The sequence below is a fragment of the Terracoccus luteus genome (genome assembly GCF_003635045.1).
GTDB lineage: Bacteria > Actinomycetota > Actinomycetes > Actinomycetales > Dermatophilaceae > Terracoccus > Terracoccus luteus.
Genome location: NZ_RBXT01000001.1, coordinates 2,077,429 through 2,097,044 on the forward strand (window position 1 = coordinate 2,077,429; position 19,616 = coordinate 2,097,044).

Annotated in this window: 13 protein-coding genes; 5 read left to right on the forward strand and 8 right to left on the reverse strand. The window is 74.0% G+C overall.

All coding sequences use genetic code 11. The features are described from left to right. Positions 1 to 48 precede the first annotated feature (48 nt). Complete coding sequence (gene cysC / locus DFJ68_RS18700) at positions 49 to 1,983, forward strand: adenylyl-sulfate kinase (protein WP_245963564.1); 1,935 nt, start codon at positions 49 to 51, stop codon at positions 1,981 to 1,983. 6 nt (positions 1,984 to 1,989) lie between these two features. Further along, positions 1,990 to 2,985, forward strand: a complete 996-nt coding sequence (locus DFJ68_RS09455) for a sulfite exporter TauE/SafE family protein (protein WP_170165730.1) — start codon at positions 1,990 to 1,992, stop codon at positions 2,983 to 2,985. A gap of 118 nt (positions 2,986 to 3,103) precedes the next feature. On the opposite strand, the gene DFJ68_RS18100 is transcribed toward DFJ68_RS09455, so the two are convergent. The 6 genes from DFJ68_RS18100 to DFJ68_RS09480 form a co-directional block, all read right to left on the reverse strand. Then, on the reverse strand, positions 3,104 to 3,274 hold the full coding sequence (locus DFJ68_RS18100; protein WP_211333318.1) for a hypothetical protein: 171 nt from the start codon (positions 3,272 to 3,274) through the stop codon (positions 3,104 to 3,106). 231 nt (positions 3,275 to 3,505) lie between these two features. Beyond that, positions 3,506 to 5,032: a TolB family protein gene (locus DFJ68_RS09460; protein ID WP_121032667.1), complete on the reverse strand. Its 1,527-nt coding sequence runs from the start codon at positions 5,030 to 5,032 to the stop codon at positions 3,506 to 3,508. 137 nt (positions 5,033 to 5,169) lie between these two features. Next, the gene (locus DFJ68_RS09465; protein ID WP_121032669.1) at positions 5,170 to 6,888 is read right to left on the reverse strand and encodes a flippase; all 1,719 of its coding nucleotides are present in this window, start codon (positions 6,886 to 6,888) and stop codon (positions 5,170 to 5,172) included. Continuing rightward, the gene (locus DFJ68_RS09470) at positions 6,885 to 8,054 is read right to left on the reverse strand and encodes a Wzz/FepE/Etk N-terminal domain-containing protein (RefSeq protein WP_121032671.1); all 1,170 of its coding nucleotides are present in this window, start codon (positions 8,052 to 8,054) and stop codon (positions 6,885 to 6,887) included. The genes DFJ68_RS09465 and DFJ68_RS09470 overlap by 4 nt, the downstream gene beginning before the upstream one ends. Before the next feature lie 2 nt (positions 8,055 to 8,056). Further along, a complete protein-coding gene (locus DFJ68_RS09475; RefSeq protein ID WP_121032673.1) occupies positions 8,057 to 9,640 on the reverse strand; it encodes an O-antigen ligase family protein in 1,584 nt (527 codons plus the stop codon). After that, on the reverse strand, positions 9,637 to 10,512 hold the full coding sequence (locus tag DFJ68_RS09480) for a sulfotransferase family protein (RefSeq protein ID WP_170165731.1): 876 nt from the start codon (positions 10,510 to 10,512) through the stop codon (positions 9,637 to 9,639). The genes DFJ68_RS09475 and DFJ68_RS09480 overlap by 4 nt, the downstream gene beginning before the upstream one ends. Positions 10,513 to 10,922: 410 nt before the next feature. On the opposite strand from DFJ68_RS09480, the gene DFJ68_RS09485 reads away from it, so the two are divergent. From DFJ68_RS09485 to DFJ68_RS09500, 3 genes are all read left to right on the forward strand, one after another. Beyond that, a complete protein-coding gene (locus DFJ68_RS09485; protein WP_121032677.1) occupies positions 10,923 to 12,329 on the forward strand; it encodes a glycosyltransferase family 4 protein in 1,407 nt (468 codons plus the stop codon). Next, positions 12,326 to 13,192 (forward strand): hypothetical protein, encoded by an 867-nt coding sequence (locus tag DFJ68_RS09490; RefSeq protein ID WP_121032679.1) that lies wholly within the window; start codon positions 12,326 to 12,328, stop codon positions 13,190 to 13,192. The genes DFJ68_RS09485 and DFJ68_RS09490 overlap by 4 nt, the downstream gene beginning before the upstream one ends. Before the next feature lie 146 nt (positions 13,193 to 13,338). Then, positions 13,339 to 15,705: a delta-60 repeat domain-containing protein gene (locus tag DFJ68_RS09500; protein ID WP_147431545.1), complete on the forward strand. Its 2,367-nt coding sequence runs from the start codon at positions 13,339 to 13,341 to the stop codon at positions 15,703 to 15,705. Between the two features lie 99 nt (positions 15,706 to 15,804). Here DFJ68_RS09500 and DFJ68_RS09505 read toward each other — a convergent pair whose 3' ends face one another. Continuing rightward, positions 15,805 to 17,187 carry a right-handed parallel beta-helix repeat-containing protein gene (locus DFJ68_RS09505; protein ID WP_211333320.1) on the reverse strand — a complete coding sequence of 461 codons (1,383 nt, stop codon included), beginning with the start codon at positions 17,185 to 17,187 and terminating at the stop codon, positions 15,805 to 15,807. Positions 17,188 to 17,557: 370 nt separating this feature from the next. Continuing rightward, complete coding sequence (locus tag DFJ68_RS09510; RefSeq protein ID WP_121032687.1) at positions 17,558 to 19,579, reverse strand: fibronectin type III domain-containing protein; 2,022 nt, start codon at positions 19,577 to 19,579, stop codon at positions 17,558 to 17,560. Positions 19,580 to 19,616: the final 37 nt, after the last annotated feature.

Consider the following 19,616-nt stretch of genomic DNA (forward strand, 5'->3'; position numbering starts at 1 on the left):
CGGTGGGACCCGCGCGTCAAGACTAGAACAGCCCACTGACACCGGATCATGCCCGGATGCGCCGATCGGCTCCCGGGTGCTGGCAAACCGGCGCGAACCGGGGCGGGCGCCGGTACGGTCGGCACTGCCACCGCCTGCCCGACGCCCGAACCCGGCGACCCGCTCCGGCGCACCGCCGACGTCGCGGTCGTCGGGCCAGGTGTCCGGTCGACCCAGGAGAGCGTCATCACCAGCCCGACCCTCAGCCCGCTCGACGAGCACCGCCTCGACCTGCCCGACGCGCGCATCGACGGCCGGGTCGCCCGTGACGTCGACCTCGCCCTGCTCGGGCTGCTGCCCCGCGGCCAGCGCCTCGGTGGGCCGGTCGCCTTCGGCACCACGCGGCCGCCGACGCCGGCCTCCCGCGTGTCGGCGCCGCTCGTCAGCCTCGAGCTCGACGCCGCCGTCGCCGCCGCGGCCCGCCGGGGCGGCGGGGTGGTGCTGCGCGACGAGGAGCTGACCCCGCTCGCCCGGCTCGAGCTCGACGGGGCCGACGCCCACCTCGACGGGGCCGGGACCTCCTCGCGGCCGCCGGCGGCGTCCGGCGCCGCGCGGAGCGGGGCCGACGCCCCGACCGCCCCCACGGGCGGAGCGGACCGCGCCGGGGCGACGCAGGAGGTCGTCGTGGGCCGGCTGCGCCGCGTACGCGAGCGGGAGGCGGGCCAAGGCCGCCGCCTCGTCGTCGACACGGGCTCGCTGTGGCCCGAGACCGGGCGCGCGGTCGTCGTCTTCGGTCGCCCCCCGGTGGCGGGCGACCGCGAGGCGCTCGACCACGCCCTCGCCGGCACCGACGAGGCGCCCGACCACCACGCAGACCACGCCGTCACCGCGGCCGCCCCGACCACGCCGAGCATGCCGAGCACGCCGAGCACGCCGACCACCGACGCGACGCGGCAGCCGGTGCTCGCCCTCGTCTCGGACGACCCCACCGCCGCGGTGCCCACCCAGGTGATGCTCGACGTCGTCCGCCTCTGGTTCGACGACCTCGGCCTCACCGACGCCCAGGTGCGCACCGCCCCGCTCGCGTGGCGCGACCCGGCGAGCAACGCCGCGCTGGCCGCCCGCCTCGGGTCGGCCCTGGGCGGCTCCCCCACCGTCTTCGTCGACCCCGACGACGGGTCGCGACCGGCCCGGGCGTGGGACCGGTCGTGGCGTGCCCTCGAGGCCGGTGACCCGGCGGGCGACCTCGGGGAGCTGTCGCCGCGCATCGCGCACCGCCTGCAGCGGTGGCGCCCCCCGCGTGACCGCCGCGGCCTCGTGCTCATGTTCAGCGGCCTGTCGGGCTCGGGCAAGTCGACCCTCGCCCGCGACGTCGGCGACTGGGTGGCCACCCACTCGGAGCGCACCGTCACCCTGCTCGACGGCGACGTCGTTCGCACGATGCTCTCGTCGGGCCTCGGCTTCAGCAAGGCCGACCGCGAGCTCAACATCCGCCGCATCGGCTACGTCGGCTCGGAGATCGCCCGCCACGGCGGCATCGCCATCTGCGCGCCCATCGCCCCGTACGCCGCCACCCGCGAGGCGGTGCGCGGCATGGTGCGGGCCGTCGGCGACTTCGTCCTCGTGCACGTCTCGACGCCGCTCGAGGCGTGCGAGGCGCGCGACCTCAAGGGCCTCTACGCCAAGGCCCGGGCCGGGCTCATCGCGGAGTTCACCGGCATCTCCGACCCGTACGAGGTGCCCACCGACGCGGCCCTCGCGGTCGACACGTCGGTGCTCTCGCGCGACGAGGCGCTCGCCGCCGTCGTCGACCTGCTGCGCACCGCGGGGTACGTGCCGCCGCGCGACGCCACCCTGCCCCCCGCCGCCCCGCCGTTCGCGGGCCGTGGCGACCGACGCGCCCCCGCCACCCCGGCCACCCCGACCACCCCGACCACCCCGGCCACCCCGACCACCCCGACCACCCCGGCCACCCCGACGAGCACCACCACCCCGGAGGACTGACCCACCGTGACCATCGACTGGATCCTCGTCGCCGCGACGTTCGGCATCGGCATCGTCGTCGGGCTCACCGGCATGGGCGGCGGCGCCCTCATGACACCGGTGCTCGTGCTCTTCTTCAACATCCCGCCGCTGACGGCGGTCTCGAGCGACCTCGTCGCCGCCGCCGTGATGAAGCCCGTCGGCTCGGTCGTGCACCTGCGCCGCGGCACCGTCAACCTGCCGCTCGTGAAGTGGCTCGCGATCGGGTCGGTGCCCGCCGCGTTCTGCGGCGTGCTCGTGGCCCGGGCCATGGGGTCGGGCCAGGCGGTGCAGGACGGCATCCAGGTCGCCCTGGGCGTCGCCCTGCTCGTGGCCGCCGCCGGCCTCACCGTGCGGGCCTTCCTGCGTCTCGTCGAGCGGGCCAAGGTGCGTGACGGACGGGCCGCACCGCTGCCCCAGGACCGCCCCGACGTCACGGTGCGGGTCGTGCCCACCGTCATCGTCGGCGCCGTCGGCGGCATCGTCGTCGGCATCACCTCGGTCGGGTCGGGCTCGCTCATCATCATCGCCCTCATGGCCCTCTACCCCGCCCTCAAGGCGAGCCAGCTCGTCGGCACCGACCTCGTGCAGGCCGTGCCGCTCGTGGCCGCCGCGGCGATCGGGCACATCCTCTTCGGCGACTTCCAGCTCAGCCTCACCCTGTCGCTGCTCATCGGCTGCGTGCCGGGGGCCTGGCTCGGCGCCCGCATCTCGTCGCGGGCCCCCGGCGGCCTCGTGCGCCGCGCGCTCGCCTTCGTCCTGCTCGCCTCGGCGCTCAAGCTGCTCGGTGTGCCGACCCTCACGACGGGCATCGTCCTCGTCGTCGTGCTGCTGGCCGCCCCGCTCGTGTGGTTCGTGGTGCGTCGCCACTACGGCTTCCCGGGATTCGTCGACCGGCAGGCGGCCAAGGCCCGCCGTGCCGCCAAGGCCGAGCGCGAGCGCGAGCCCGCCGGTCAGGATGCCGGGGGGCCGAGCGGGCACTGACCCCGCCGCCACGCCGGGGCCACGGTCCGCGCCACGAGGCCGACCGGCATCCGCCGGTGGTCGCCGTGACCATCGTGACCATGGTGACCATCCGGCCCACCCCGACCGCCCCCACCGACTAGACACGCGAGGACCGCCCCACCGGCGTCAGCGACGAGGGCGGCAGCCACTGCTGCACGGCCGCCTGCTGCGCCTCGACGACGAAGACGACGAGCGCCTCCCACGCGCCGTCGCCCGCCCGTCGCCACTCGAGCACGAGACCCGGGTGCGGCCCCCGCGCGCCGGGCACGCCCGTGACCCAGCAGTGCTGGCGGGCCGGCGGCGTCGGGGGCAGGGGGTGAGAGACCCCTCTGCCCGCGCCGCCTGCCATCACCCCAGTATGCCCACTCGGTCGAACACGTGTTCGGATGATCCACAGAAGTGGAGGCGGACGACGGACGACCCGCCGGGCACGGGGCCCGACGGGTCGTCTCTATGGTGCAGCCGTGGCGCAGCGGACGATCAGCGCCCGCTCAGCGCGTCAGCGCGGACCTCCGGCGCCGTAGGTGCGGACGTAGATCTGGTTGTCCGCCCCGTCGGTGACCGGGTTGACGAGGTCGCACATGCCCGACACGAACACGACCCGGCCGGCGTCCGAGCTGAGGTAGGGCCGCGTCGCGACGTTGCTCTTCCCGGGCCGGGCGAACGGCGTGAGGATCGTGTCGTCGAGCCCGATGCCCGCGGCCCGGGTGACGGGCTGCGCCGTGCGGGCGGCGGCCCCCGCCGGCTCCGCGCAGTTGTCGAGCGCCCCGGCCGTGTCGCCGTTGGGGCGCTGGCTGATGACGTACGTCGTGCCCTTCGTCGGGTCGCTGCGGTCCATGACCCGGATGAAGGCGTCGGGGCGACCGTTCGTGTCACCGCGCACGAGACCGTTGCTCGTCGAGGTGAAGGCCGCGACGTAGCCGGAGCCGTCGAGCTGCGGCCGGCTGCTCTGGCCCTTCGGCACCCCACCGTCGTAGCCGCGCGAGAGCAGCACCGTCTGCCCCGTGCGCATGTTGCGCCAATAGGAGTCGAGCACGCCGTTCTTGTCGTCGGCCACGAGGTTCGTGCTCGACTGGAAGCTGATGATGGAGCCGTCGTCGTTGATGCCGGGTCGCGACGACGGGCGCGGGGCCGCGATGCCGGCCGACGTGACGTCGACGAGCTCGTAGGTGAACGACGTGACGCTCTTGTCGGCCTGCCAGCGGCTGAGGTCGACCCGGTAGATGTTGCGCGAGTCGTTGGTGTCCTTCGGCGAGAGCCGCGCGTCGCTGGCGAAGACGATCGTCGAGCCGTCGCCGCTGATCTCGGGGCGCAGCGACTCGTCGTTGTTCGACACGCTCGCGGCCACCCGCACCGAGCGGCGGTTCGAGGTGTCGGACATGTCGCGGACGTAGATGTTGCCGCTCGTCGTGTTCCACGAGACGTAGCGACCGTCGTCGCTGATGACCGGGCGGGTGCTGACCCCGTCGATGGTCGCGCCGTCGTTGCCGTTGGCCTGGCTGACGACACGGGTCTCACCGCTGCGCATGTTGCGGATGTAGACGTCGCCCACGTGCGTCCAGCCGGGGACGAGGTTCGAGCAGTTCGAGGCGAAGACGACCCACGGGCCGTCGCCACCGCGCTGGTTGCTCACCTCGTTGAAGGTGCTCTGGCCGTTCGTGCCGGCCTTGGTCTTGCACCGTGCTCCCGTCGTCGCGTCGGCGTCGACGAGGCGCGTGTTGTTCCCCCCCGGGAAGAGCGTGCCCGAGACGTCGGTGAGGTAGACGTGCGGGCCGCCGCCGCGGTTGGTCGTGAGGTTCTGCGCTGCCGACTGGTAGACGACGAAGCGCCCGTCGCCGCTGATGCGGGCGCGGGTGCTGGTCTTGTCGCCCCAGGAGCCGTCGGGCGCCTTGCTGACGAGCGTCGTGACACCGTCGTCGGGTGGGCTGACGGCCGCGATGGCAGCCGGCGCCACGAGTCCGACCCCGGCGAGGGCCGCGACCGCGACGCCCGCCCGGCGTCGCTTGCGTGTGCTCATGATGGACATAGAGGTCCTCTCCCCTGGGCGACGGCCGCCCCGCCGCACGGGCCGAGCGTAGGGCGGGGATCCTCGATTCACAGCGGAATCGCAGCAAGAGGTGCAGAACGCAACGAGAGCCGCAGGCCGGATGCCGGATGGCGGCGTCAGCGCCCCCCGTGCCCCCCGCGCAGACCCGGCCGACCGGCATCCCCGCCCTGGGACGGTGCCGGTGACGGCGCGGCGGCCGTCACGTCGTCCTCGTCGCCGTCGGGCGCGGAGAGGGCGGCGGGCGCACGGCCGGCGCGGTGCCGTCCGCCGCCACGCCCGCCACCGCCGCCACGCCCGCCACCGCCGCCACCCCGACCACCGCGGCCACCGCGGCGAGCGACGCTGCGGATCATGACGCGGTCGGCCTCGTCGATGCCGAGGGCCCACACGACGGCGCCGAAGACGAGCACGGCGGCGAGCGCGCCGACGACGAGCTCGAGCAACTCGGGGCCGACGAGCGCCCGGACGAGCACCGCGGCGGCGGCGGCCGCGAGGGCCGCGACGGCCTCCTTGACGGTCGCGATGCCGAAGGGGGTGTGACCGAGCACGCGGCGCACCTGCGCGACGCGGGCGATGTTGACCAGGCCGAGCGAGACGCTCCACGCGACGGCGCTGCCGAGGATGCCCATCGGCGGGATGAGGAGGATGTTGAGCACGACGTTGAGCACGAGCACGACGATGTTGTTGGCCATGTTGAGCCCGACCCGGCCCGACATGTTGAGCACCGTCGCACAGGGCCCGGTGGCGGCGTTGACGAGCTGGCCCAGGGCGAGCGTCACCGTGACGGCCGCGCCGGTCGCGTAGTCGCTGCCGAAGAGGTGCAGCAGCGGCACGGGGAAGACGAGCAGCACGATGAAGGCCGGCAGCGAGAAGCGCATGATCCACGCGGTGGCGGCGGAGTACACCTCGCCGAGCCGGGCGGACTCGCCGCGGTGGTGCAGCCGGGCGATCTGCGGTGCGAAGGCGGCGTTGATGGGGGCCATGACGAACACCGAGAGCGTGACGATGCGGGTGGCGACGGTGTAGACACCGACCTCGTTCGGCCCGGTCATCTGGCCGAGGATGAGGGTGTCGGCCCAGAGCAGGCCGGCGGTCGCGAGGCTGCTGGCCCAGCTCACCATCGAGAAGCTGAAGATCGGGCGGGTCTCGTAGACGGGTCGGGCCCGGTCGGTGCGGCGCAGGAACCCGCGCAGCGACAGGACCGCGAGCACCGTCGCCGACCACGACCCGATGAACAGCGCCCAGAACGCGCCGGTGAGCCCGAACCCCGCGAAGAGCGCTCCGGCGGTGAGCACGAGGCGCAGGCCCGGCTCGAAGATGCGCCCGATGAGGGTGAAGGGGCGCATCGTGCGCCAGCCCTGGGTGGCCGAGAGGGCGGCGTCCGTGATCGTCATGGCCGGGATCGACAGGCCCGAGAGACGGATGCCGGTGACGAGCCCGGGGTCGTCGAAGACCCGCGCGACGGGCTCGGCGAGCAGCGCGAGGCCGACGCCGAGCACGATCGAGCTGACGACGCTGATGCGCATGCCGAGCCGTACCGTGCCGCGGATGCGGGCCGCGTCGTCGTCGGCGACGTACATCGCGACGAAGCGGGTCAGGGCGGCACGGAAGCCGGCGAGCGAGAGCAGGCCGAGCAGCGACACCATGGCGAAGCACAGGGCGTAGCGACCGACGTCGGCCGTCGAGAGCTGCCGGGCGATGAGGGCGGTGATGAGCAGCAGCGACGCCTGGCTGCACAGCGCGCCGACGATGTTGAGCGACCCGCCCCGCGCGAGGCCGGTGAGGTGGTCGCGCGGGGGCGCACCCGCCCCGTCCGCTGGCCCCGGGGTCGTCACGACCTTTCGGTGCCGACGAGGGCACCGCGGGAGCGCCGCTCGTCGTGGCCGTCGTCACCGGCGTCCGAGTCGTCGGCGGCGTGCTCGGCGTTCGCGGTGTCCGACCGCTCCCCCGTCGGTGCCGTCGCCGGCTGCGACGGCGCGGCGGCGGCCGGCTGGGCCTCGGGGGTGGTGGCGGTGGTGGTGGCGGTCGTCGTCGTGGCCCCCGGCCCGCTGTGGCGGCCGCGGCCGCTGCTGCGGCGGCCGGCCGCCCACAGCTCGAGCACGGCGATGAGGGCGAGGGCGAGGAAGATGCCGGCGCCGAGCACCGGCAGCCCGACCGAGACGACCTCGTCGGTGCGCTCGAGCTTGCGCTGGCCGCTCACCCACACGACCTGGCTCGGGTCGGCGGCGGTCTGCTGGGTCTTGGCCTGCGCGAGGTTCTGGCGGGCGGTCGTGAGGTCGGCCTGCGCCGAGTCGCGCGTCGCCGAGAGGTCGTTGAACTCCGCGATCTTCGGGCCGTAGCCCTTGAGGGAGTTGTTCACCTCGGTGATGGTGCCGCTCAGCGCGCTGGCGGCCGCGTCGTTGCCCTGGGCCTTGAGGCTGGCCTGGCTCTGCTGCAGCGAGCTGAGGCGCTCGAGCTGGGCCTGGTAGACGCGGGTCGGGTCGACCATGTTGTTCTTGGCGCCCCACGCGTTGATGGCGGCGTTCGCGGCCGAGACGTCCTTGCGCGCCTGGTCGACACGGGCCTGGCCCAGCGTGACCTGGCTGTCGAACATCTGCTTGAGGGTCGCGCTCGCGACCGTGCTGACGACCTTCGTCGGCTCACCGTTCTTCGTGCCGGTGAAGGTGATCGAGACGGCGCTCGAGCCGCCGATCTGGGTGACGGCGAGACCGTCCTCGATCTGGCCCGGCTGCAGCGTCGTCTGCGCGCGCACGGCGTCGTCGACGGGCGCGCTGGCGGCCGTCGACTGGAACGCCGAGACGAACTGGGTCACGGCCTGGCTGCCGGTGTACTGGCCGCTCGAGCCGCCGACGAGGGCGGGCGCGTTGACCGTCGCGGTCGCGGTGTACTGCACCGGTGCCGTGAAGAGCACGACCCCGGCGATGACCGCGGCGAGCAGCGGCACGCCGATGAGCAGCATCCACCGGCGGCGGGCGATGGCGAGGTAGTCGGTGATCTCCATGGTTACGGCTTCTCCAGGGTGTCAGAGACGGACGGGACGAGGTCGGGGGTGGCGGCCCGTGGTGCACGGGACCGACGGACGGGGCCGGCCACCTCGGGCAGGCGGGTCACGGCGAGGGCGGCGGCGGCGAAGACCGCGAGGTACCAGAGCACGACGACGGACGAGATGACGTTCGCGGCCACGCTCTGCAGCACGAACATGCCGGCGCAGGCGAGGTAGCCCGCCGCGACCGCCCGGCCCCACGTGCCGACGACGGTGCGCCGCACGGCGCGCAGGCCGATGACGACGATCTGCCAGCAGAGGTAGAGGTAGGCCCCGAGCCCGAGGATGCCGGTCTCGACGTAGGCCTTGATGAAGTCGTTGTGCGGCTGCTTGGCCACGTCGGTCTTGTACTGCGTCATGTCGTAGCCGATGCCGTTGACGGGCTGGCGGTCGGCGAGCGGCAGCGTCTCGGCCCAGTAGGACAGGCGCCACTCGAGGGAGTTGGAGGTCGGCGCCTGGCCGACCGCGCGCTCCTGCGTCACGGCGTCGAGGCGCGACCCGAGCCCCGGCACGAGGGTGAGGGCGAGCAGCCCGGCCGCTCCGAGCCCGAGGAGCAGCTTCCAGCGGCGCTGGAGCACGACGACGGCGAGCAGGCCGAGCACCGTCGCGAGCAGGGCGCCCCGGGTGAGCGTGAGCAGCAGGAAGACGCTCGAGAGCGAGAGCCCGCCGACGAGGGCCACCCGGGCGCGACCCTTGACGTACGGAAGGATCGCGACGCCGAAGACGATGAGGAAGGCGAGGTAGCGCGCGAAGGTCGTCGACTGCGTGAACGGCCCGGTGATGCGCACGAACGAGCTCTTGACGTCCGCGGCCGGGTGACCGGAGACGAAGCCGAACGCCGTGTACGTCAGCGGGATGACGAGCGAGCCGAAGGCGACGGCGATGGCGGTGCGCACCGACTTCGCGTCGCGCACCAGCTGCTCGAGCACGAGGAACATGACGGCCACGGCGAGCAGGCGCGTGATGCCGATGAGGCTGACCAACGGGTTCTGCGACCCGAAGAGGCTGAGCACCGCGGCGACGATGAGGGCGATCCAGGCGACGCGCAGGCGGGACGCCGGGGGCCGCCCACCGGGCGACGGGTCGGCCGGCCGCGAGTACTGCGCGATGAGCCACAGGGTGCCCGCGACGATGACGAGCAGGCCGACGAGGGTCGACGGGTCGAGCCCGCGGGCCGCGGCCGTGTTGGTGTTCGTGTTGCCGGCGGCCGGCCCGCTCAGCTTGAGCAGGTCCAGGCCCGTGCGGGTGAGCAGCAGCAGGTAGACGAAGCCGGCGAAGCGCGTCAGGGCGAGCATGCCGAGCGCGACGCCGATGCCGGCGAGCAGCGGCAGGTACACCCACGTCGGGCTCGTGCCGAGGGTGGCGAGGCCGCTCACGGCGGCGGCCGCGGCCGCCACGAGCGCACCGCCGACGGCCGCCACGCGGGACCCGAGGTGTCGCCGGCCGGTGCCGGCGTGCGGACCGGCCCCCACGGCATCCGGGTCGATGGTCGAGACCTCGCGTGGCGTGGGCGTCGGGCCCGGCGGGCGCGTCGTGGTGCTCACGCGTCCACCGTCTGCCAGCGGAAGTCGACGCCCGGCAGGGCGTACAGCTGCTCGTTGAGGGGGGCGAACCAGCGGCGCAGCTCGGCCATCACCTCGGGGGCCTGCTCGGCGGACGTGCTCTCCTTGGCCGGGTAGAGACCGTCGAGCCGCACGTCGTCGACCCCGATGAAGCCCCACACCCGCGACAGCTCACGGGCGGGGTCGGCGAACATGGCCTCACTCTGCACGACGAGCACCCGCTCGGGCCCGACGAGGTCGTGCAGGCGGGTGAGCTGCTGCGCGTAGTGGCCGCGGGCCCGGTAGGTGTGGTGGCGGTGGGCGTAGCTCTCGTAGGCGGGGTCGGCGAGCATGTGCTCGACCTCGCCCCGCAGCCGATCGGGCTCGGCCGCGACAGCCTCCGCGAAGGACAGGGACTCGTGCCCCGTGTCGACCTCGCGGCGGTACTGCGACCACGCGCGCTCGGCCGGCTCGCGCAGCACGACGACGAGGCGCACGTCGGGCAGCTCGTCGGCGATGCGCTGCGGCGCGTGGGGATGGAACATGTAGTACGGGCTCGCCTCACCGGTGACGCGCCAGGGGTCGGCCGGGTGCTCGAAGCGCGAGCGGAACCAGTCGCGGCCGCGGCCAAAGTTGACGTCGAAGTAGTGGGTGCCCTTGCCGACGCGGCACGGGGCCACCTGCGGGTGCCGGCTCATCCACGAGGCGAGCGCTGTCGAGCCCCCGCGCTTGGTGCCGACGACGAGGTAGTCGGGCGTCATCCGGTCGCGGGCCTGCACCTTGTGCACCGGCGCGAGGGCGAGCCGGGCCAGTCGTCGGGAGGCATGGTGCAGCGGTGACGGCAGGCCGATCGGCCCGGCAGTGCTGACACGCACGGCTGCTCCCCTCCCTGGCTTCGCGCGGCTGGTGACGGCGCTCGTGACGGCGCGGTGGCGACCCCCCAGTCGCCGACGTCTGCGTTCTCGCCACATGAGAGCACATCCCGGGCGCCGGCAGGACCGTTTCGCGCGATTTCCCACGGTCGGCGGCGCGTCCCAGCCCACGGTCAGCCCCGCCTCCGGTTGTGGGCAATCAGCCGTGCTAGGGCCCCCGCCGTGCCATACTCCGTCGCGTCGGCATCGACCGGGGGGTCGAAGCCGTGGGGCTCTCGAAGACGTGGCCGTTCCCGGCCACGTCCGGGCGGTCACACGGCACGTCGTTTGTCAGGCCCGCGGCCGCACCAGGTCTCGGCGCAGGGGTTGTTCGGCCAGGGGGTTCCCCGGGCCGGCACGTGAGGGGGCGCGCAGTGACGACCGAACGGTCAGTCGGCACGGGTGACAGCGGTCCGGCACCCATCGAGGCGCAGGTGTCGTGGCGCCCGCTGCACATCGCGATGGTCGGCCAGAAGGGCCTGCCCGCCACGTACGGCGGCATCGAGCACGTCGTGTCCGAGACGGGTCGCCGGCTCGCCGACCGCGGGCACACGGTCACCGTCTTCACCCGCACCTCCTACGCCGCCGTGCCGGAGTCGCCCTACCTCGGCATGAACGTCGTGCCGGCCTTCACCATCGCGTCCAAGCACCTCGACGCCATCGTGCACAGCGCCACCTCGACCGCGAAGACGCTGACCACCCACCGCTGCGACGTCGTGCACTACCACGCCCTCGGGCCGGGCCTCATGGCCCCGCTACCCCGCTACCTCAGCCGCAGCAAGGTCGTGCTCACCGTGCACGGGCTCGACCACGAGCGCAGCAAGTGGGGCAGCCGCGCCCAGTCGGTGCTGCGCCTCGCGCACTGGGTGAGCGGGCACGTGCCCGACCGCACGCTCGTCGTCTCCGAGACGCTGCGCCGGCACTACGCCGACACCTTTGGCCGAGACGCCGAGCACGTCCCCAACGGGGTCGACCTGCCCGAGCACGTGCCGGCGTCGGCCATCGCCGACCTCGGCCTGGAGCCCGGCCGCTACGTGCTCTTCGTCGGGCGCATCGTGCCGGAGAAGTGGCCCGACAAGCTCATCGAGGCGTTCCGCTCGGTCGACCGCGACGTGCGCCTCGCCGTCGTGGGCGACTCCTCGTGGACCGACGAGTTCACGACGTCAGTGCGTGAGCTGGCCGCCCGCGACCCGCGGGTCGTGCTGGCCGGCTACCAGTTCGGCGAGCGGCTGTCCGCCCTCTACGAGCACGCGGGCGGCTTCGTGCAGCCCTCCCTCGTCGAGGGGCTGCCGCTGACGCTGCTCGAGGCCGTGAGCCACGGCCTCCCCGTGCTCGTCAGCGACATCCCACCGCACCTCGAGGTCGTGGCCCCCGAGGGGAGCGACCTCGCGGGCGCCACCGACGACGGCGGGTCGCCCTGCCGCGCCGACCGCCCGGGCGCGACCGACGCGGCCGTCGTCACCTTCGCCGCCGGCGACGTCGACGAACTGGTCCGCGGACTCACCACCCTGGTCGACCGCTTCCCCGTCTCCCGGGTGGCGGCGGCCGCCCTGCGTGAGCGCACCCTGGGCCGCTACGACTGGGATGCCGCGACCGACCGTCTCGAGCAGGTCTACCTCGAGCTCGCGGCGGGCATCCCGCCCACGCTGTCGCGGGAGGCCCAGCTGGCCCGCAGCCTCGCCCCCAGCCGGGCGGGCACCCGCGCGTCACGTCGTGCGGCGCCGACCGGGTCGGCGCTGCGGGCGGTCGACGCCGTCGGCGAGGGAGCGGTGGCCCCGTGACCGGACCCGTCATCAACCGTGTCACCAAACCCGTCACCGACCCCGTCACCGACCTGACCGGGCCGGACGGCATCCGCGCCGCGCGCCGCACCACCCTGCGCCGCACCACCCTGCGGCGGGCCACCGTCGCGCTCACCCTCGCGGCCGCGAGCGTCGGGCTCGCCGGGTGCGCCGGCGACGCCGGAGCCTCGGGCGGCACCGACGTCGGCGCCACGCGGCTCGGCTCCGCAACCCCGGTCCCCTCCGCCTCGACGGCGACGAGCGGCGGGTCCACGGTCGCGACGACGTCGGCCCCGGCCACGGCCGACCCCCGGGCGGCGAAGGTCACGGCGGCCAACACGGCCCTGACGACCTCGCTCTACACCCTCGTCGAGGCGATGAAGAAGGTGCAGACCGACAACACGCTGTCCGACCTCCGGGGGCAGCTCGGCACGGCGGCGACGGGGGCACGCGACGCGCTCGCCCGCGAGCGCAAGGCGGCCTACCCGTCCGAGACCCGCAGCTGCACGTCGGTGCGCACGTACGCCTCCCGGGTGGCCGGGTTCGTCGAGACCGGCACGCGGGTGCGCGGCTCCATCGCCTCGCGCATCGGCCTGCTGGAGTCCGACCTCGCCGCGCTGAAGACGGCGCAGGATGCCGTGACGACCCGACGCGACGCCCTGGCGGCCGCCCTCAAGGGCGTGAGCAACCCACCGTCGACGGTCAGCCCCGCTGACGTCACGGCGGCGCTCGAGCAGGCGACCACGCGCCGCAGCGACGTCGCCGGCACGATCGCCACCGTGGGCGGGGCGAGCAGCGAGGCCCGCACCGCGTTCGCGAAGAACCTGTCGAGCTCGCGCACGATCCTCTACGACGCCTGCTAGGCGTCGACCCGCGGCCCGACGGGCCGTATCGACACCACCACCCACCCCACCGACGAGCAGACGTCCGCCCCGACAAGGGTCAACGGACGGTAAAGCGGAGGCCGACCGGCCACCGCACGAGCAGCGAGACCAGCACGAGGAGCGAGATGAGAACACGTCGAGGCGTCACCGCCGCCACCGCGACGGCCCTGGTGGCCGTGGCCGCGGTGGGGGCCGGCCAGGTGGCCGGGGCCGGGACCTCGGAGGGGGCCGCCCTCGCGGTCGGCCCGTCCTCCCTGTCGACGGTCGCCGCGCCCACGTGGTGGGGCGCGAACGGTCGGGTCACCGACATCAAGGCGGTGGGCTCACGGGTCTACCTCGCCGGCGCCTTCGACTACATCGGCCCGCAGACCGGCTACGGCGTCGCCGTCGACCCGGCCTCGGGCGCGATGCGCGCCGGGGCCCCCCGCGTCGACGGGATCGTCCGCGCCAGCGCCCCCGACGGTGCCGGCGGCTGGTACATCGCCGGCGACTTCACCCGCGTCGGCACCACCTACCGTCGCGGGGCGGCCCAGGTCACCTCGGCCGGCACCCTGACCGCGTGGGACCCGAAGCCGAAGGGCAGCGTCAACGCCATCGCCGTCACCGGCGACCGGGTCGTGCTCGCGGGCGACCTCAGTGCCGTGGGGACGGCCAACACCCCGGTCAGCCGGGTCACGGCCGTGGACCGCGTCAAGGGCGCCCGGCTCACCTCGTGGACGGCCGCCCCCAACGGCACCGTCCGCTCCGTCGTCGCCACGCCGACCGCGGTCTACATCGCCGGCGACTTCACGGCGGTCGGGTCCCAGACCGCGACCCGGCTGGCCCGGCTGTCGCCGACGACGGGCGCCCCCGACCCGGCCTTCCTCGCCACCGCCAACGGCCCGGTCCGGGCGCTGTCGACCTCCCCCGACGGGTCCACCCTCTACGCGGGCGGCACGTTCTCGTGGGCCGGGGGCGCCCAACGGGCCAACCTCGCCGCCTTCGCCGCGGGCACCGGGGCGGTCTCGGCCTGGGCGCCGGCCGCCAACGCCACGGTCTCCGCCCTCGCCGTCGACCCCTCCGGCTCCGTCGCGGCCGGTGGCCAGTTCACGACCGTCGCGGGCGTGGCCCGCACCGCCCTCGCGCAGGTCACCCCGTCCGCCGCCGTCACGGCCTTCGACGCGCGGCTCAGCGGGTGCAACGCCCCGCACACGACGAAGAACACGTACACGATGGCGCCCTGCGTCACCGAGGTCACGGCCCTCGCCACCCGGGCCGACACGGGTGGCACCCAGCTGCTCGTCGGTGGCCGCTTCGGTCGCAGCGGCACGCTCGAGCGCCACAACGCCGCGGCGTTCAGCCTCGGCACCGCCGCCCCGACCGCGTGGAACCCCGTCGCGTCGGGCCTCGTGCTCAGCATCGCCACGACGACGACCGGCACCTTCCTCGGCGGCGACCTCACGAGCGTCGGCGGCCTCGTGCGCACCGGCCTCGCCGCGCTCGACGCCACGACCGGCGTCGGTGACCCCGCCTTCCGGGCCGACACCGACAACATCGCCCTCGACCTCGAGCCGGCTCCCGACGGCAGCCGCCTCTACGTCGCGGGCAGCTTCCTCACCGTCGCCGGCCAGCCCCGAACCAACCTCGCGGCGCTCACCCTGCCCGCCGGCACCCTCGACCCCACCTTCGTGGCCAACGCCAACAACACCGCCATCGTCGTCAAGGCGGCCGGCTCGTCGGTCTACGTCGGCGGCGCGTTCAACCGCGTCGGCAAGACCGTGCGCAACCACCTCGTCAAGCTCGACGGGCGCACCGGGGCCATCGACGCCGGCTTCGTCGTCAACACGACGGGGCCCGACGGCCCCCTCCAGCGCGGTGGCATGGTCCAGGGTCTCGCCGTGCGCCGCGACGGCAGCCGCGTCTACCTCGCCGGCCCCTTCACCGCGGCCAACGGCGTGGCGGTCACCAACGGCATCCTCGTCGTCGACGGGCGCACGGGCGCCCGCACGCCCGGCCAGCTGGGCGGCGTCGCCTCACGCTGCAGCTGGGTCGCCGGCCAGTGGGTCACCAACCTCTACCTCAACCCTGCCGAGACCTCGCTCTACGGCGGTGACACGTGCCCCGACAACATCTACAAGTGGGATGCCGTGTCGCTCGGCACGAGCAGCAACCCGACGGGCCTGCAGTGGCTGACGTGGTGCAACGCGGGCTTCCAGGCCGGCCTCGAGGTCAACGGGCGCTTCTACTACGCCGCCCACGGCGGAGACCGCGACAAGGGCGGCTTCTGCTGGCAGAGCCCGACCCAGCGCACCAACGTCGACCGCCAGCGCCTCGTCGAGTTCGACGCCGGCACCGGCGCCCTCACGACGAACACCTACACCTTCAACTCGCCGATGGGCGTGTGGGCCCTCGAGGCGGTCCCGTCGGGCCTGCTCGTCGGCGGTGACTTCTCGCTCGTCGGCGGCAGCTCGGAGGTGCGGCAGGGCCTGGCCCTGCTCCCCGGCACCCCGTGACCGGGCGCTGAGCGGGCGCTGAGCGGGCGCTGAGCGCGACAGACGGGACGGGCCCCCGGGGAGATCTCCCCGGGGGCCCGTCCTGCTGTGTACGACGGGTCAGCAGCCCTTGGCGGCCGACGTGCGCACCTGGTCACCCGGGGGGCGCGACGAGCCGTCCCAGGTGTTGCCGGCGGACCCGAAGTACGAGCGCAGGTTCGAGCTCAGCTGCACCTCGCCGTCGAACCCGTTGCCGCGCACCGTGCTGTCCATCATCGCGCCGGCCTGGAAGACGACCCGACCGCCCGAGACGACGTTGCACGCGATGACAGCGCCCTTGGGGCTGCTGTTCAGCGACGGCTTCGTCAGCTTGGCGTCCATGGCCCGAAGGCTGATCCCCGCGGTGCGGAAGGTGTCGACCCGGTTGTTCGTCCACTGGTTGCCCCAGCCCGACATCTGGTCGTTGAAGCCGATGGCGACGTTGCGGGCGGTGTTGTCGCTGAACGTGTTCCACGACCCGTCCTCGTCGGTCGTGAAGGCACGGCCGTCGCCGGGCAGGTTGTAGACGGTGTTGCCGGTCACCGTGTTGTAGGCGGACGAGCCGCCCACGCGGATGCCCTCCTGCATGTAGTGCTTCCACGCCGACGGCGCGATGTCGTGCACGGTGTTGTCGGTGACCTGCCAGCCGTCGCTGAACGTGCCGAGCCACAGGCCGGGGCCCGTGCCGCAGGCGATGTCGTGGATCTCGTTGCGAGACACGACGCCGTTCTTGTTCATGGCCGAGTGGACGCCCTTGAGGCTGAGGTCGTTGTTCGTGATGCGGATGCCGATCGACGGGCGCAGCGCGGCACCGGTGGCCCGCTGGAGGTAGTCCGTCGAGGCGAGGATGCCGCTCGGGTCGTAGCTGTCGCGACCCGGCACCGCGCGACGGGCCTGCCAGTTCTCGTCGTTGCGGTTGAGCCACTGGCGCACGTTGCCGGCGTTGCCGCCCATGATCATGATGCCGCCGCGGATCGACAGTCCGTCGATGTTCCAGTAGCTCGCGCCCGCGAGGAACCTGATGGTGCGGTTGGGGTCGGGCGAGGTCGCCCCGCACGACGGCATCCTGAGGTTGGCGGTGAGGCGCACCTCGCCGGTGCCGGCGGACGTGATGGTGATCGGGGCCGACGCGGTGCCCGACGATTTGATCGTGAAGGGACCGGTGTAGGTGCCGCCGGCGAGCCGGATGACGTCGCCGGGCACGGCACCCTTGATGGCGACTTGCAAGCCGGTGGTCGAGGAGACGAGCTGGGTCCGGGGCGCCCGGTGGGCGACGGCGCCCCCGTCGACGGGGGCGGCCCCCGCGCTGGTGGCGGTCGCCGCGACGCCGGCCGCCGTCAGCGCGCCGGTCGTAACCAGCGCCAGGGCCAGACCGCCCGCCACGCGACGCGGTCGACGGCGGCCCGGTCGGGCGGGGGCGCCCGGGGGGTCGGAGGGCAGGGTGGGGTGCAGGAAGGGGTGCACGGAGGTCCGTTTCCACGGCGCAGACCACCGACCGCAGGGCGGCGTCGCACCCGTGGCCGCGACCACCGCAGGGGTGGCCGGGGTCGGTCGGCACGCCCCTGCATGCCCCTGTCCCACACCGTGTGTGATGGTTCCGTGGAGGGACCCGGCCGTTCGAGACAGGTACCCCGGCCGGGTGTGCGCGCGGGCTGGGCCCGCGCGGACGCGTGCAACCTATACGCGGCCTTCTGGGTGCGCCAACTCAGGCCGCGTCGCGAAATCGCCTCTCATTCGGTCGAACCGGGGCGTTCTCGAACAGACCAACCCTCGCGAACCGGGATCAAAGCGACGAGAGACGACGGCTGTGAATTCCCTGACAGACCGGCGCGTCTCACTGTCCGGTGAGCACGACCGTGGCGGACAGCGGTGACGAGCCGATGGCGTTCACGGCCTTGACCCGGTAGCCGTACGCCGTGCCGCGCACGACCGCCGTTTCGGTCCACGTGCGGGTGGTCGCGGGCAGGACGGCGACGCGGATGCTGTCGCGCAGCACGACGTACTGCGTGACCGGCGAGCCGCCGTCCTTCGCCGGCTCGGTCCACGTCAGGTCGTTCGCCCCGATACGGGCGGTGCCGCTCAGCACCGGCGGGCTCGGGAGACCGTTCGTGGGCACCGCCCACTCCTCGGGGCTCAGCACGCTCTCGCCGACGGCGTTCACCGCGCTGACGCGGTAGTAGTACCGGGTGCCCACGGTGACGGCCGTGTCGGTGAAGCTCGTCCCGGTGCCCGACGTCGAGGCGTAGAGCGTCGTCGCCCCGCTCGTCGTGCCGCGGTAGACGCGGTAGCCGGTGATGGCCGAGCCGCCGGACGCCGGCGTGCTCCACGTCAGCCGGTCGGCGTTGTACGTGCCGGTCGCGACGAGGCCGCCGGGGACACCGGGGGCGGTCGCGGCCGCCGCGGACGGGCGGGCGGCCACCTCGGCCGAGGACGCGCTCTCGCCGACCGCGTTGAGGGCGGTGACCCGGTAGCGGTAGGTCGTCTCGTTGACGGCGGTCGTGTCGGTGAGGTCCGGCCCCGTCGTGGTGCCGACGAGCGCCCAGGTCGTGGCGGCGTCGTCGGTGCGGTAGACGCGGTAGCGCTGCAGCGGGCTGCCGCCGTCGGTCGACGGGACGTCCCAGTGCAGGATGACGGCGGCGTCGCCCGGCGCGGCCACGAGCGCGGAGGGCGCAGCGGTCACCGTGCGCGCCGCGTCGTCGCCGAAGACGGCGAGACCGGTCTGCGGCGTGGCGTCGATCTGCGTGAAGTCGCCGCCGATGTAGACCCGCCCCGAGTCGGCCGCCATCGACCACACGCCGAGGGCGCTGTTGACGACCGGGGCGTAGGGCAGCGTCGTGCCGGTGGCCGTGTCGACCGCGGCGAGCTTGTACCGGGTGAGGTTGTCGAAGCCCCCCGCCCCGGTGAAGTGCCCCCCGCAGTAGGCGACCCCGCCGACGACCTGCACCCCCTGGAGGTTGCCGTTCGTGTGCTTCGACCACGCGACGGCACCGGTGACGGCATCCATCGCGGTGCACGCTCCCCCGCTGCCCGCGACGGCGAGGTAGAGGCGCGACCCGCTCTGGGTGATGTCGTAGACCGGGGGCTTGCTTGTCTGGTTGGTGTTGCCGGGCACGAAGCCGGCCGTCACGGCGCCCGTGGTGGCCGACACGCGCGAGATGCCGCGCTGCGTCGTCGCGCCGCCCACGGTGGTGAAGGTGCCGCCGAGGTAGACGGAGGCGCCGTCGTCGGCGGGTCGCACGCTGAGCACGCGGTCGTTGGGCGTCGGGCTCCACGTCGTGTCGAGGGAGCCCGAGGTGGCGTCGAACCGCGCCACCCAGGGCTTCACGGCGAGGCCGCCGCCGCTGCCGGCCGCCTGGGCGAACGGGCCACCGACGTAGACCCGGCTGCCCGAGACCGCGACGGTGTCCGGCGGGCGGTCGACGACCGGCGACCACGTCGGGTCGATGGCCCCGGTGGTGGCGACGAGCTTGGCCAGCTTCTTGCGCTTGGCGCCGGCGATCGTCGTGAACGCCCCGCCGACGAAGAGCGAGGACCCGCTCACTGCGAGGGTCGTCACCGACGCGTCGGGGGCCGGGGCGAAGGTGAGGTCGAAGCTGCCCGTCGACGGTACGAAGACCGCGAGGCGCGTGGCCGGGTAGGAGCGGCCCGACGGGTCGGTGACCGCGGTGAAGTCGCCGGCGACGTAGACGCGGTCGCCGACGGGCGCGATGGCCAGCACGCGGCCGTTCGTGCCCCACGTGCGTGAGGGGGTGGCCGTGACCGCGGCGGCGGCGGGACCGCCGGCCAGGGTGAGCCCGACGACGGCGGCGATCGCCGCTGCCAGCAGGGTGGTGAGGGGTCGGTTCGACCTCGTCATGCGTTGTCCTTTGCCTGCCGGGCGCGTCCCGGTCGTG

Bases quoted from the DNA above. Each gene is read 5' to 3' on its own strand.
- DFJ68_RS09510 (WP_121032687.1), bottom strand. From the start codon at position 19,579: ATGACGAGGTCGAACCGACCCCTCACCACCCTGCTGGCAGCGGCGATC.
- DFJ68_RS09470 (WP_121032671.1), bottom strand. From the start codon at position 8,054: ATGGAGATCACCGACTACCTCGCCATCGCCCGCCGCCGGTGGATGCTG.
- cysC (WP_245963564.1), top strand. From the start codon at position 49: ATGCCCGGATGCGCCGATCGGCTCCCGGGTGCTGGCAAACCGGCGCGA.
- DFJ68_RS09500 (WP_147431545.1), top strand. From the start codon at position 13,339: ATGAGAACACGTCGAGGCGTCACCGCCGCCACCGCGACGGCCCTGGTG.
- DFJ68_RS09460 (WP_121032667.1), bottom strand. From the start codon at position 5,032: ATGTCCATCATGAGCACACGCAAGCGACGCCGGGCGGGCGTCGCGGTC.